General features: G+C 48.7%; 12 protein-coding genes and 1 pseudogene. 7 read left to right on the top strand and 6 right to left on the bottom strand.

Annotated features, from left to right (window positions below):
- Positions 1–22: 22 nt before the first annotated feature.
- Both ACA054_RS24280 and ACA054_RS24275 read right to left on the bottom strand, forming a co-directional pair.
- A pseudogene (locus tag ACA054_RS24280) lies at positions 23–304 on the bottom strand (TonB family protein); the annotation flags it as partial.
- A 632-nt stretch (positions 305–936) separates the two neighbouring features.
- Positions 937–1125, bottom strand: coding sequence for a hypothetical protein (locus tag ACA054_RS24275; protein WP_497686525.1), 189 nt, complete (start codon positions 1123–1125; stop codon positions 937–939).
- A gap of 129 nt (positions 1126–1254) precedes the next feature.
- On the opposite strand from ACA054_RS24275, the gene ACA054_RS24270 reads away from it, so the two are divergent.
- Positions 1255–1503 (top strand): helix-turn-helix domain-containing protein, encoded by a 249-nt coding sequence (locus ACA054_RS24270; protein ID WP_497686524.1) that lies wholly within the window; start codon positions 1255–1257, stop codon positions 1501–1503.
- 3 nt (positions 1504–1506) lie between these two features.
- Here the strand turns inward: ACA054_RS24270 and ACA054_RS24265 are convergent, their stop codons facing one another.
- Positions 1507–2358 (bottom strand): exonuclease domain-containing protein, encoded by an 852-nt coding sequence (locus tag ACA054_RS24265; protein WP_497686523.1) that lies wholly within the window; start codon positions 2356–2358, stop codon positions 1507–1509.
- 140 nt (positions 2359–2498) lie between these two features.
- On the opposite strand from ACA054_RS24265, the gene ACA054_RS24260 reads away from it, so the two are divergent.
- The 4 genes from ACA054_RS24260 (at position 2499) to ACA054_RS24245 (ending at position 5423) form a co-directional block, all read left to right on the top strand.
- Positions 2499–2714 (top strand): hypothetical protein, encoded by a 216-nt coding sequence (locus tag ACA054_RS24260; protein WP_497686522.1) that lies wholly within the window; start codon positions 2499–2501, stop codon positions 2712–2714.
- A 133-nt stretch (positions 2715–2847) separates the two neighbouring features.
- Positions 2848–3465, top strand: coding sequence for a recombinase family protein (locus ACA054_RS24255; protein WP_497686521.1), 618 nt, complete (start codon positions 2848–2850; stop codon positions 3463–3465).
- Positions 3466–3766: 301 nt separating this feature from the next.
- Positions 3767–4879, top strand: coding sequence for a hypothetical protein (locus ACA054_RS24250; protein WP_497686520.1), 1113 nt, complete (start codon positions 3767–3769; stop codon positions 4877–4879).
- Positions 4872–5423, top strand: coding sequence for a hypothetical protein (locus ACA054_RS24245; RefSeq protein WP_497686519.1), 552 nt, complete (start codon positions 4872–4874; stop codon positions 5421–5423). Before ACA054_RS24250 ends, ACA054_RS24245 begins: the two co-directional genes overlap by 8 nt.
- A 43-nt stretch (positions 5424–5466) precedes the next feature.
- On the opposite strand, the gene ACA054_RS24240 is transcribed toward ACA054_RS24245, so the two are convergent.
- Together ACA054_RS24240 and ACA054_RS24235 are read right to left on the bottom strand one after the other, a co-directional pair.
- A complete protein-coding gene (locus ACA054_RS24240) occupies positions 5467–6924 on the bottom strand; it encodes a tyrosine-type recombinase/integrase (RefSeq protein WP_497686518.1) in 1458 nt (485 codons plus the stop codon).
- A gap of 963 nt (positions 6925–7887) precedes the next feature.
- Positions 7888–8976: a hypothetical protein gene (locus ACA054_RS24235; RefSeq protein WP_497686517.1), complete on the bottom strand. Its 1089-nt coding sequence runs from the start codon at positions 8974–8976 to the stop codon at positions 7888–7890.
- 1713 nt (positions 8977–10689) lie between these two features.
- Between ACA054_RS24235 and ACA054_RS24230 the strand changes: the two genes are divergently transcribed.
- Positions 10690–10884, top strand: coding sequence for a helix-turn-helix transcriptional regulator (locus ACA054_RS24230; RefSeq protein ID WP_497686516.1), 195 nt, complete (start codon positions 10690–10692; stop codon positions 10882–10884).
- A gap of 391 nt (positions 10885–11275) precedes the next feature.
- Positions 11276–12259 carry a YagK/YfjJ domain-containing protein gene (locus tag ACA054_RS24225; protein WP_497686515.1) on the top strand — a complete coding sequence of 328 codons (984 nt, stop codon included), beginning with the start codon at positions 11276–11278 and terminating at the stop codon, positions 12257–12259.
- 4 nt (positions 12260–12263) lie between these two features.
- On the opposite strand, the gene ACA054_RS24220 is transcribed toward ACA054_RS24225, so the two are convergent.
- Positions 12264–13139, bottom strand: a complete 876-nt coding sequence (locus ACA054_RS24220; protein ID WP_497686514.1) for a helix-turn-helix transcriptional regulator — start codon at positions 13137–13139, stop codon at positions 12264–12266.
- Between the last annotated feature and the right edge of the window lie 119 nt (positions 13140–13258).

Here is a 13258-nt window from a genome sequence, read left to right as displayed (position 1 = left end):
AACTAGCCTGCCATGATACCGGTTATAAAGCCAAGTCATCCGGTGTAAATGACATCTTAAATAGCCGATATTTGGCTAGATCGCTTGGTTTGATTTCTTGCGCTTCCGGTAGCCGCCCAATATTTTTAATGGTAGCCACAACAGACTGATCATAAGGTTCGTCACCACTCGACTTCGCAATGTCTACCGAAGTGATCCTTCCGTCGGTAGCCATACCAATTTGCAATGTCACTGAATGGTTTCTTCGGGCTGATGGTGGGCGTACCCAGCTTTCGGAAGCTCTGGCTTTGATCAAGTCATTAAAGACTTCGCCAGAATCAATTTCGTTGATGAGTTCAGGACTAGATTTTGATATTGCAACGGCTGGCGGGAAAGCCAAACAGTTGGTTAGGTAGATGCCTAAACCAAATTCGACTCGACGACACTGAAAGTAAAATTCTTGACTTGCGCCAAAGTTCGAAGCGAATTCGATAGCGGGCTGAATTCCGCCTATTTCCGGCTTACTCCCCGTCTTCCATGGCCATACTTGATAATTGTCCAGAAGCACTGTCACAGCAGTGCTTTTGCCTTGGTCAACAATAAAATAAGTACCGCGACTATCGACTACAACCTTGCTGATTCTCCCATGGTAGATACCCGGTTTGCTGAACTTAATCTGAGCTCTAGCTTGATTGGATTGCCATTCTTGGGTGATTTGCTTGGTGTCCATAGCCTGATTGAAATGCCAACCAGTGGTGTCCAGCATCTCGTGCATCCTGGTATTGAATTGACTCCATGCGCCGGAATCGATTTCGGCAGCATTCGCGAAAGACGTGATGGACGATAGAAGAACGATCAGTGGTAGCTTCATTCAAAAAATCCCTTTTCAATTTTCGGCATGATGTCTTGAACTCAATGGGAGTCATTGCTGGCGCGGGTCTGGTTTCGTAAACACCGCTACGTCATTGGAATGCTTGATAAGAAAGTGATGATAGCCACTATTAAAATCACTGAGCCCGCAAGAGCGCCGATGCCAATCGCTTGGCGGATGTTCCAGACGTATCCAAACTCCATGGCAAAAATGCCGGCCAAACTGGCCAGCGGCATACATAACGTCGCGAGGAACATTGCCGCGTAAAGCTTCATATCCATTTCCTTGGTCGTTGCACAGCCCAACATTAGGTTGGTCGTCATGCACTCCGACAGAATATCTGAAATTCAGATATACGAAAACCAGATATAGGTTGTAAGGCTGCTCAATTATTGGACAGCCACATGCCGAAGGCGATTTACAGACCGGAATACGATGTTTTTTTGGCCCTGCTGAAAGCACGGCGAATCAATGCTGGGCTGACACAGGTACAGTGTTCAACTGCTTTAGGAAGGCCACAATCGTTTATGAGTGATGTTGAGCGAGGTGTACGTCGACTGGACATCATCCAGATTTATGACCTGTGCGCGGTGCTTGGATGTGACGTTGTCGATTTGATCAAAGATTTCAAAAGCGGCATCCAAGCACCGTAGCAGTCATGTTGGCAGTAGTAATGCCTGAAAGTCGCTTTCACCCAGAATGCGAATTTTTTGACCTTTTGAGATCAACTCTTCAGCTTTGATGTGCTTCGAGCTCTTGTTCTTTCCGGCCAATCGAGTGATGTCCTGATCGCCAACCACCAATAAAGTGGTTTGTTTGGTCACACCAGAACCGACCTCGCAACCGCCCGCTGCTGCCATAGCAGAAGCATCTTGACGTGGGATCGACAACGCACCGGTAAACACTACTACGTTACCCGCCAAGACACCGTCCTGATTGGCCACGAGTGGTTCTGTTGGATTCACTGCTGATAGAGGCAAATTAACGAGCGAACACCATTCCGCCGCCGTTGACCCAGTATGAGCGATTGCGCGAAGCAATATTTCCCCTGCTGCCCGTGCATCTTCCAGGGCATCGTGGTGCTCAAAAGTGATCCCAAAGGTGGCAGCAAGATTTTTCAGTCCATAACCCGACCGCGAAAATTCGCCCCATGCTCTGCGGGCTACCTTCGCTGTATCGAGCCAAGAGCAATTGAAATGCGCTAAGCCCGCATTCTGACAAGCTCGCAGGGTTGCAGTGCGATCAAACGGCATATGACTAGCCACAATTTGACCCGTCACGAAGGGCAAAATTTGGCTATAAATCTGGGGCCAAGATGGTGCTGACGAGATCATGGCTTCGTCAATTCCATGTACGGATACGTTCATAGGGTGAAAGTAGTCGTTGGGGTTGACTAGGGAAGTCCACGTATCGTGAAGTTTCCCGTCTCGAAATACCGCGATTCCAACCTGACAGATGCTCGCAAGGTTAGGGTTGGCTGTCTCTACGTCAATGACGGTGAAATCCATTTCATTCTCCGAAAAGCAATCGATCAAAAAAGACGTGAACCAGAGTGGAACGTATCAACAGTGGAAGATGCCTGCAAACTGATGGCACAGCAAACTGATCTTCCGATAACCGATTTCACCCCCACCCAAGGATGACCAATATGCCAGACAACACAGAGGCCAACATCGCAACCGCTGACGTACTGACGTTGCTGCTGCACAACCAGCACGCGATAGCCGCAGCAGTGGAAGAACTTGCATTGTGGGCTAGCTCAAATGGTTCGCTTGAAACACATGGCAACGTCATCGTGGCGCTGAATACGCTCGACACAAACGCCTCGGCAATTACCGCCGGTATTCTCAAGTTGAGGCAGTAGCCACTATCAAAGAAGTCTACTTTTTTAGTAGTACGACGACCCTTCGTTTCGAGCTATCAAAAATCTATTGCAGATAGGTATATGATCAAATTATCATAGATCTATCAAATTCAACTATAAAGGATAACAAAAATTGAAAGCACACCTGTACCTCCGAGCTAGCACCAAAGATCAGGACGCCTTAAGAGCTAAAGCTAGCTTGGATGCATTCGTAACCGAAAAAGGTCTTGTCATTGCTGGGGTGTATTCGGAAAACGTCAGCGGAACAAAGCTAGACCGCCCGGAGTTGATGCGGTTGCTAGATGCGGCACAACCCGGTGAATGCATTGTATGTGAAAGCGTTGACCGTTTAAGCCGTCTGTCCCAATCGGATTGGGAAACACTGAAAGCCAAGATCAAAGCAAAGGGTTTACGCCTTGTGATTGCAGATTTACCTACAAGTCACATGCTGATCGAAGACAAGGGGATGACCGGTCAAATAATGGAAGTCATCAACAGCATGTTGTTGGATCTCATGGCAACTATGTCACGATTGGACCAAGAAAAACGCGTCGAACGAATCAAGCAAGGCTTGGCGAATAAGCGTCTCGCGGATCCGGCTTGGATGCCTAAGGGCAAGGGTAAAAATGTCGAAAAATGGACAAAGGTGCAGTCGTTGATCAATAAGCATCCTGGGATGTCGGCTGGAGATTTAGCCAAGCTCGCTGAAGTGGGGGTGGCGACGGTATACAGAATCAAGCGTGGGGGCTAGGCACTCGTTTTCGGGGGGGGGGATTTGAGCTGGTTCCATACTAGTACCGGTAGCTGCTAGTGGGTACATCTAGCTGGTTCCATTCTATGGAACGAAGTATCCCATGCGGACTGCCATTTTATGCATCAATCGACGTTCATTCCCTATGAACGCCTATCCATTCTATTTTTATACGCTGAAGCGCAATCAGCAAAGGGCACAAATAATCATCCCTCAATCGACTCGGGCCTTGAAAAAGGGTCTAGTCTACTTACAGAAAATATGGTTATATGGCATTTTACCATTATAGCTGAGAAAAAAATTGAGCGACTGCAAATTAAAGCTTTTCGAGATTGAGCGAGTAGGGCTGTTTGATTATGCGCACACCCCAAAAATTACAGATGTAACATATTTTTTAGAGTTGTTGAGATCCTTTATCAAAGGTAGGACGGCAAAAAATAGTCGCATGAGCACGGCTAGGAAGGAAGAAGTATATTGCTATGATATTGAAAAATTGGCGAATGGTGATTTCATAGTAATACTGTGGTTGGGTATCACGAGCTATGGGAATCGGAAAATTTTATCGCTGCCAAAAAATGGGGTTATAGGCTGTGATTTAAAGCAAGCCAAAGGCGATGCCTCTGGAATAATTGGGATGCCAGCCTATTTCTATATTTCCGTAGCGACTAACTCTATAGTTGTCATGGAGTTCCCAGGTGCTTCTGGCGACTCATCTTTGCTCACGAACTATCTTTCTGATTTTGTTCATAATTATTCTGGGCATGGTGTCAAAAAAGATAAGGAAACAGTGTTGAAGGCTGATCCTTCAAATGAGGAGGATAAAGCATGCTATTTCTCGTTTGCTATAAAGCGATTTACCAGTAAAACAATTGAAGAATATTTGAGAATGAATTTCTCCGCGATCTCAAGCGTAATGATGAAGGATAAAATTACGGCAACTGAAACTGTTACAAGAGACTTGGGGGCGGTTTTTAATGCGTTACGTCCCTGGGTTAGAAAAACAGCAGGCGAAGTAACCAAGTCGAGCACGGTTAGCATAAGTGTTCCGGTTAACTTTAAAAGTTTGTCTGAGATTGACGAGTACATTGAGTGCGTAAAAGTAAATGGTAAGCAAGATACAGTTGGGTTCAAGGTTACGAAGAAAACTGCAACGGATATGTCGCAGAATATTTATTATCTCAACGGTACTCAAGCCAGAAAAGCATCTGCCTTTGATTTGAATGGCAAAGAATGGCCATATAAGGCAAGTGATTTGGTGTCTTTTTTCAATAAAAACAATAAGATACAAGATTTTATTGATGTTTCACACAATCCACTTGGATCTGCTACACATAACGCGGTGTCTGATGATACAGTTGACATTGCTGACGAAGATCAAAGCATGGAAAATGAGGCAGAGGCATACAATGCTTAATAGAAGCACAATCATAGCGGTAGTTATACATGTTGTAATGGCCGTGGTTTTGTGTGTTTTTATTTATGTTTATAAGCCAGAGATTTTTGCTGCGTTTGAAAAGAAAGACATAGATATTGTAAATCTGACAAACTCACTAATAAACATTGCAATGATTCTTTTTGGTATCAGTGGTGCGTGGATTGCGTTGGTGTTTCCGCGAGCATTGAAGTCTTTAACCAAAAGCAATGTAAAGGATATTGTTTCGAACGATGAAGTGGTAGCGTTCAAAGATATATCAACAACAGCGGTTCTTAGTCTGATCGTTTTAATAGTTTTGCTTGCGATTTCTTACGTCTATGGGTTGTCGGGTGTTATGGATTTAAAGGTGCAGACTGGCTATTATTCGCTGTATGCTTTGTCAATATGCTATGTCATTCAATGTTTTTGTGCCATATGGTCGGCAAAAACCACCTTGAGAGTTTTTTTCTCTTATGCTGAAAGGATAATACATAGGAGCGCCTCTGAGGGGCTTGAAAGGCAGGAGTTGCCTAAAAAAGACTAGCGTCGCAGTGGCACTCGATTGCTAATAGCGATCTCCATCTTAATCAGAATAAGGTAGGTAATTTGGAAATCGCGGCCAGCTTTTGAGCGGTACTCGCGCCTTTCGAGTAAATGTCGTGTGTCACCGACCCAGTTGCGTGTCCAACCAACTCTTTTGCCAAGGCATCTGGCACGTCTGCCCTGATCAGCCCGGTCACTACTGTGTGACGGAAGCTGTGGAAGACGTGCAGTTTACTAAACCCTGCTGCTGTGCGTAGTCTGCCAAAAGCCTTGGATATCGCATGTGAGCGGTTACCATAGTGATTGGCCGATTCCGTAGGAATGAGGAACGTATCGGTGCTGTCTTGAAGTAGGCGTTCAACGGTAGGCAAGAAACTCGGATGAATCGGCATCACGCGCTTGCTTGCCGGGCTTTTGCTCTTAGGGAAGTCGAAACACCGGATACCATCAACAGTGATCACGCTCACTTTGTTGAGCTGACATAGTTCTTCAATCCTGGCCCCTGTGTACCAGCCTAGTGCAATGAGATCTGCAAGCGGCCTATCTCCATTATCCAGTGCGGCTTTGTGCAGCTTGAGAGTCTCGTCCCGAGTGTAGATTTCCCGGTCCAGCCCTGCTGTTTCGGAACCGCCACCCTGTGGAAGTTCGTGCCCTACGAACGGATTGACCTTGTCTTTGTATTCTCTACGCCATTCAGGGTCGTACTTCATCGCCCACTTCCAGAAAGATGTACCCGCCATTAGGTACTGACCTAGCGTCGCTGGTGCCCGGTCCAGCGACTTGAGCCATACGTCTACGGTGTCAAAGTTCAAAACCAATCCTTCTTTCTTGAGAAAGGCTGACAGTCGCTCCATCTTGCCCACTTGCTGATCGACATGTTTGGGGTCGCCGCCGCGACTATCCCTAAACTCGCGATAGGTCTTCAAGCGAACGGTGGTGATAGGTGACCTAGCCTTATGATTAGCAGGGTCTGAGAGAACCGCACTCACTTCTTTTTGCTGACCATCAGGCAGGTTGAAGCGAGTGGTCAACAGTGTTGGAATCATGGATTGGAAATCTTTAGCCAATTCATCCATCAGACGAACCTTACCAGCCAGCCCGTCTTTGAGATGCTCTTTTACGAACGCCTCGAAGGCAGCAACAAATCGTGGGTTGCTTCTCATCCGAGCTTCAATCGTTGGGTCAACTGTCGGTGGACGTGCCGCAGCTACACCTACTAGCGATAACTTCTCATTTTCGAACATTTGCCCAAGATCGGTGTGAAGCGAAATAGCGTCGTCCTGCCAGCCTTCAGGTAACGGTATACCTTCTCGCGCTGCTTTGATTCGAGATTTCCATGCCGCTAGGATTGGCAAGCGACGATCAAGGGCTTCTTTCCGTAGTCCCGTTTTCAGGGATAGGGTCAACACCTTGACTCCGAGCTTACGCTGTACGTCAGCCGGGACAGCTAACCGGACATACCATGTGGATTCACCTTTCTTCTGGATCAGGTTGTCTGTCATTCGAACGCCGTTGACGAGTATGGAAGTCGCGTATTGTACTACTCAATTGTACTACTCATCACACTTTAAGCCCAGATATATAGGGAGTTGTGAGGCTTGGAAGTGATAAATTCGAATCTCTCCTTCACCGCCAAATTGTAACCTAAAGGCCCCGTTTTACGGGGCTTTTTTGTATCCGTCGTATTCTGTTCCCCCATTTGTTCCCCCACCTGGATTTTCAGTGTTTCCTACGAGTTTCATGGGGATGATCGACGGCCAGATTGCCAAATTCAGGCCACCTAGGCTGTAGATTTTTCTCCGCGCTCACTTGGGTGGGTTTCGGGTTGAAACGATGTTGGTCCGCATTGTTAGTCTGAAGTGCCTGCCCCCTCATTTTCATCGAGTATTGGCAGATCGGTTTCGGCACTGTGGATGATTTTCTGTGTGCTTGTAACCCTGAATAGGTTCTAACTCATCAGGGTGTGCGACAGGTACTCAGGGTGGCCTGTTAAATCATTCTGGTAGGTTTTCTATTCATGTTGATAGTGGTCGTCCATCATCATGTTGAGATCGTCAGTATTGCTCCAGGCGCCGACTTGGCAACCACGCCGCTTTCGGTATCGTAATATCCTGCCTGAAAATGGCTTTCTGAGTCTCTTTCCTCGATTGGACCATCTTGTCCCGGACCAGCGTCTCCATCTCCGTGTCTGTGTCGGCCCTATAGAGCTATGGCTGAGCTTGCGCCAAGGACAGCTCCCAGTTGCTCATCCGTTCAAGCAGTGCTTCGTGGTGATGTTCAGTTGAACTTTAACGGGCTGAATTCAGTCGTTCGCTCTGATGTTCTGTCTTTTTCCTTGGCTGCCTGTTGTCGAACATCGTTATGCATGGTGCGGCGACTTTCATCTGCTTGCTCGATCAGCGCAGAAAGACAGCTTTGAGGCCTCTAGTTCTGTGCATGGTTGAGATGGGAGCCAGCGACCTGAATCAATCGCTGGCATCGTCCGGCTCTAATGGAACTAAACCCTGCTGCTTTGGTGGAAGAAAAAGCTTTGAAAGTGACTTTTGCGTATCGGTAGAGAGTTTTCCGCGTTTTGGTAGTTTCACCCCCTCTATAGAAAATTCTAGTTGCGTGTGTGATTGCTCAAAATGCTCTGGTTCTCCAGGAAGTTCCACAGCATCATCTGGATTCGTGATATTTGGGAACTGTTCAGTGGGACCTACGAGTTTTAAAGGCTCTTCTGGGCGCGCAGTGCTAATTCCCCCGACCTTGTAATTCTCTGCTTTCAGGTGTTCTTGCTCTAGCGAGTTGGGAGGTTCGATGTTTGAAGTAGAAGGCTGCCCTAGTTTGGCTGGCAGAGTATTTGGCTCGCTGGTTGTAATTTTTTCACTACTTGGCCGTTGAATGAGTCCGGCAATATGTTTTGGTGATAGGTGCGTTAGTCCTGAGATCCGTCCAATCGCATTTTTACGCGCAACTCCGTATGCTTTTTCAATTTCACCTTCTTGAGCGCCGCAGAGTTTCTGACACGTCTTTTTGGCTTCAATCAATTCAGTGGTTGATATAGCAAGTTCCCATAGCGTATGGCCTAAAAGATGGCCTAGAGCGTCGATATGGCTCTGTTTTCCCCGCAACTCTTCGTTGTGTCGTTCCTTTGTCTCTTTCCTTTCCTTGTCAGCGGCCTTGAACTGAGCACCGCTGTTCTGCAGTAGCCATTCAAGGCAATCAGCGGCAGTGCCATGCCCATGCGCGTTGGTCAGTTGCTGAAGATTTTTCTGTGCTGCAGAGGATAGAACGAAGCTACAGGCCTTTTGCTTGTTCTTCTTTCGCTTATCTCTGATCTTTTGCTGAGTCCAGGCCTCGTTCATTTGCCGCAATAGCTTCCATGTCGTGTCGCCCTCTGGGCCGGTAGTCGGCCACCTCTCAATCTCTCTTTTGATTCCACCCAGTTCATTGGGCTTAAGAAGGCTGCGCGGAAGGCTTTTCCCTCTCTTTGTCAGGTATCTGCGAATCCAAGCGGCTAGGCCGGTTTCATTTTCGTTGATCCAGGCCAGGTGGTGGGATTGATTGCTCATCAAGTGACTCAACTCTATTTTTTGGTCACTTTATCACGGCTAATTATTCATAGGGGTACGAATAATATTTAATAAAAATACAGGGTGTATTTTCTAATGTAATATAGAGTCAATCACGAGGTTATCACGGAAGACTTATGCTTTTAGATGCGCTTACCACCCGCTGTGACGAACTTGGGCCAGAGTCTAGGTACTGCTTGGCATGCTTCGTTTTGTCCTTTGGATATCGTGAGTCCGAGGGGCTTTCTACAAAAGAAATGGCGCAAAGTTTTGGCGTATCGGAGCCAGTGATGTCTGCGTCTTTGAAGGCACTAGTCGCTGTAGGGGCGCTCATTTGCCGTTCTGAGTTGACAGGCAACAAAGGTCGCGCGGGACGGTTCTATCGGGCGTCAAAAGAGTGGATCAAGGGCGACTCTGGCAGCTGTCTCAGTGTCGCGGAGTCCCCAAGTTGTCACTTGGAGGCTATCGCCGAGCTATTGCAACAACCGCGGGTGACTACAGAAAGGCCTCCTGTGGACTATCCAACAGAAGTGGATTGTGAGGATGTCCAGCTGGAAAGGGCTCGGGTGCGGGGGAGAGCTGTCAGGAAGACTAGGCAGGTTGGCCGTCTGAGTAATGTGAATCGCCTGATTATGGCTGTGCTGCTATGCCGCGCTGATCGGCTTGGCGTTGTTCGTACGCTTGGGCATGCTGATTTATCAAAGCTGACCGGATTAACCAGTGAGCGTTTGAGCAATCGGATAAAGACACTTTTGACAGGCGGGCTGATCAGGGCGCACGTGCCAGGCGCGACTAGCACCGTTCTCTTCAGACCAACTAAGAGCTTTTACTTCCTAAATTTAAATCATCCCGATTTGGCGGGCCCCCGACAATTAGTGACTTCAATCGTATCGTGCTATCCATGGGCGGGTGAAGAAATCGAGGGGGAGGCGGCCGTACGGTTCAGGGAAGAAATACATTCGAATGATAGGTTCCTAGCATTTTTCCATGATAAGCATCAGTTAGCAGTTTCACGCATTTTTCAAGTCAGAGTTGATGAATATGCATCCTGCTTCTTGTCTACGAGCTGGACGTCACTCAGTAGTTTTCCACACGCGTACAACACTGTCTTGATGGATCGTATTCGGGAGGATTTTGAACCGCCACGAACAACGACTGGAAGTGAAGGTGACGTATTTCCCAATGAGGGCGAGTTGCAGCAACTTGTGAATTCACTTTATTTGGCTGCTCTCCGCAAGGCTCGAAGGGTACAAGCTGCAATGCAGTTAGTCGTTCGTTTAGATTTCCATTTAATGGATCACCAGATCCTTCCGAGTCCCGTCGTTTCAAATGGAGGGCACTCAATTTTTCCATTCGTGTCCGTGCTTTCGGCTTCCCGCGCTGTAAGTAAGGAAAGTGGGTGTCATGTAGTCGATTTGAGAATGCCTTTTCCAGCAGTGTTTTCAACGGAGCAGGAAATTATTCTTGAGGATCGATTTTGCTACGGCCTATTAACATCTCCAGGCGGGCGGCTGACTGTAGTAGCTGAGGGAGAGAGTGTTCGTATAGTGAGGCTGTAGCTAAATAGCCATCGCTTCGCGTAGTTTTTGCCTGCGCGAATCTGAGTGGTTTCAAAGCTTCAGGAAGTGACGAGTCGATTCATGCGGTGTGGAGGTGGCAATTATTTTTATACCGACCCTGCCCATCCTCTGAACGAACAGAGGAGCCCCGTTCATGAGGATCATTCGCCTGAAAGAAGTTATCGACTCGACCGGTCTGGCCCGGTCAACCATTTACAAATACATCGGGGATGGCAGCTTCCCGAAGCCGGTCTCGTTAGGCGATCGGTGCGTCGGTTGGGTAGAGAGCGAAGTGACCGACTGGATCCTGGCCAGGATCGAGGAACGTGATCTGGCGGCGCTCGCGTGACCCAGAAAACAATGGCGAGTAAGTCTTACCATCAAGCATAAACACCATGACCAGCTTGCTGTTGGTCATGGTGTTTATGCCGACTGATGGTCATCAGCTCTCAGCTAACTCCGACAGAAGACGGATTGGCAAATCCCCCGGCACGCTTGGCAATGAGGATCGACATTGCCCGGCCTCGTCGGGAGCGTTCACTTGAGTCGGAGCTGCATCTATTTATATAGCTCCTAGGTAGACATTCACTACCCAATCTACTCGCCATGAAGCACTCATCAACGACCTATGAATAATTTACCTATGGTCCAGTCATTGCTGGCTATCAAGGGAGTAGGTCAACAGTTATAAATTGCACAGTCGGTATCTGGTATGTGAACAACCAACCAGGTACTCAACCATGAGCCATAGCACTCCCTATACCAGCCTGCCCCAGTCCGATATCGCCATCCAGATCGAGCGGCTCGTTAAGTCCATCGAGCGATCCGACACCCCAGCATTCTGGCTGCCAGGCACGCGTTCAGGTAATGAGTGGATTGAGCGGACCAGACTGTCCAGGTACTTCAAACACATTCGGCAAATGATTGACCTGTTCGATGATCGCTGCGAATACCAATACAGCGAGCACCTGCAAGCGTTCTGGGACGCTTGCCAAGACGTCGGGCTGGAACGTGGCATAGAACGTCCCGTCTGCTTGAACGAGAGCGCTACAGCCTACCTAGACCATCACCGCAGCATGAACGTACTCGTCGACCAGATCCGTCGGTTAACGGGTCAGCAATGGTATCGCCGTAAGAAGGGGGATCGTCGCGATCTGGCCGGCCAGCAGGGGGGCCGTGTCCGTGATTATTCAGACGCGATGCTTGCTCGCTACTCGCGGACGCTGATCATTCGGGTCAATCTTTATTACTACCAGACGGTTCAGGTCAGGCTGCGAGTCGAGCAAATATTCGATGATCTCGACCGGTTGATTGCTGAGCGTGAGCGTAACCCGATTTTCGACCACCTCATTGGCTATATCTGCGCAGTGGAGCAGGGGGAAGATCGTGGCTACCACATCCATGCGGCTTTCTTCTTCAACGGTAACGAGGTATGGGCTGACGTATACAAGGCCCAGCAGATCGGCGAGTTGTGGGAGCGCATTACTTGGGGGCAGGGCTACTTCCACAGCTGCAACCACGACAAGGAAGAAAAGTACGGTAAGAAGGAAGAGGAAAAGGCAGAGGGCAAGCGCGAACTGGGTATCGGCATGATCTTTCAGAACGATCAGGAGATCCGTCCCCATGTCCACTATGCGATGTGTTACCTGGTCAAGGACGCTCAGCAGCTGCGGCTAAAGCCATTGAGGGCTCGATGCCTGCGAATGGGACTGGTAGGCAGCTAGCCCGTCACCGATAGAGCCAAGGTTGCAGTTCATCCAGGTTCGCTACCACGATCTGCTGCGCTGTAGCTTTTGCATGCACCTTGGTCGGGTCGATTTGGTAGCGTTGCAGCACGTACTGCACCAAAGCACCACGAGTATCGATGACAAGCTGGCCGTCACTCATACCAAAGTCGGTTTCGATTATGGCTGCCTGCTCGGCTTTTAGGCGTGAGTCAGACTCGATGATGACCTGTACCTGGCTGTTCCAGTCGCTGTCCTGCTCACGGGTATTTCCAGACTGGTTATCCATCAGCTCAGGGATTCCCCGAAAACGGCTCAGAACGAAATCCCGATAATCGTGGTTCTTCTCGCAGTAAGCGCGTACATGCCAGCGCATGCCGGTGTAGATCAGTGTGTGGGGGGCGATTAGGCGAGCTTCCACACCAGGTGTGCTTAAGGATACGTATTCACACTCGAGGCGAAGCCCGTCTCGACAGGCGCGAAGGATAGGGCGTAGCACTTCGGGGCGCACCGAGCGATCAGGTACTTGCAGCACCTCGGTATGGGCATAGGCCAGAGCCAGGCCTTCGATGTGTGGTGCCCGGTCGTGATTCTGGTTCAGCAGGTGCAGGTAGGCGCTGGCACTGTTGTCGATGAACAGTGGTTTGAACTGCTTGCTCGGTACATACCCCTTCAAATACTTGTCATATTCCAGGTTTTTCGGAGCGTGCTCACTGATGTAGGTGTTGATGTCTTTCGACGCCTGCTGGCGACTGATGCCAAAGCTTTGCATCAGATGATTCGTCGTTAGGCGGCCTTCCCACCAGGCTACTGTTTCAATCAGGCGATAGCGCAGCGCTAGATCCCAGCGTACGGATTCAATCGATTGCTTGCGTTTCATCGCCACCCCATCTGTTTGAAAACTTTACCTGTATGTGTAAACACTCTAGATAAGTCGTAGAAGACTACATATCGTGATTGAGGTGTTCAAGAGGGGCAGCGTAATGAGGCGGTCCCTGC

The sequence above is a fragment of the Pseudomonas sp. LBUM1653 genome, from assembly GCF_059716115.1.
Note: the sequence above shows the minus strand (reverse complement) of the source record. Positions and strands in the feature narration are given on the sequence as shown.

What these genes read in the sequence shown, in the direction of transcription:
- ACA054_RS24275 (WP_497686525.1), bottom strand. Translation starts at nt 1,125, where the DNA reads ATGAAGCTTTACGCGGCAATGTTCCTCGCGACGTTATGTATGCCGCTG.
- ACA054_RS24270 (WP_497686524.1), top strand. Translation starts at nt 1,255, where the DNA reads ATGCCGAAGGCGATTTACAGACCGGAATACGATGTTTTTTTGGCCCTG.
- ACA054_RS24265 (WP_497686523.1), bottom strand. Translation starts at nt 2,358, where the DNA reads ATGGATTTCACCGTCATTGACGTAGAGACAGCCAACCCTAACCTTGCG.
- ACA054_RS24260 (WP_497686522.1), top strand. Translation starts at nt 2,499, where the DNA reads ATGCCAGACAACACAGAGGCCAACATCGCAACCGCTGACGTACTGACG.
- ACA054_RS24245 (WP_497686519.1), top strand. Translation starts at nt 4,872, where the DNA reads ATGCTTAATAGAAGCACAATCATAGCGGTAGTTATACATGTTGTAATG.
- ACA054_RS24240 (WP_497686518.1), bottom strand. Translation starts at nt 6,924, where the DNA reads ATGACAGACAACCTGATCCAGAAGAAAGGTGAATCCACATGGTATGTC.
- ACA054_RS24235 (WP_497686517.1), bottom strand. Translation starts at nt 8,976, where the DNA reads ATGAGCAATCAATCCCACCACCTGGCCTGGATCAACGAAAATGAAACC.
- ACA054_RS24230 (WP_497686516.1), top strand. Translation starts at nt 10,690, where the DNA reads ATGAGGATCATTCGCCTGAAAGAAGTTATCGACTCGACCGGTCTGGCC.
- ACA054_RS24225 (WP_497686515.1), top strand. Translation starts at nt 11,276, where the DNA reads ATGAGCCATAGCACTCCCTATACCAGCCTGCCCCAGTCCGATATCGCC.
- ACA054_RS24220 (WP_497686514.1), bottom strand. Translation starts at nt 13,139, where the DNA reads ATGAAACGCAAGCAATCGATTGAATCCGTACGCTGGGATCTAGCGCTG.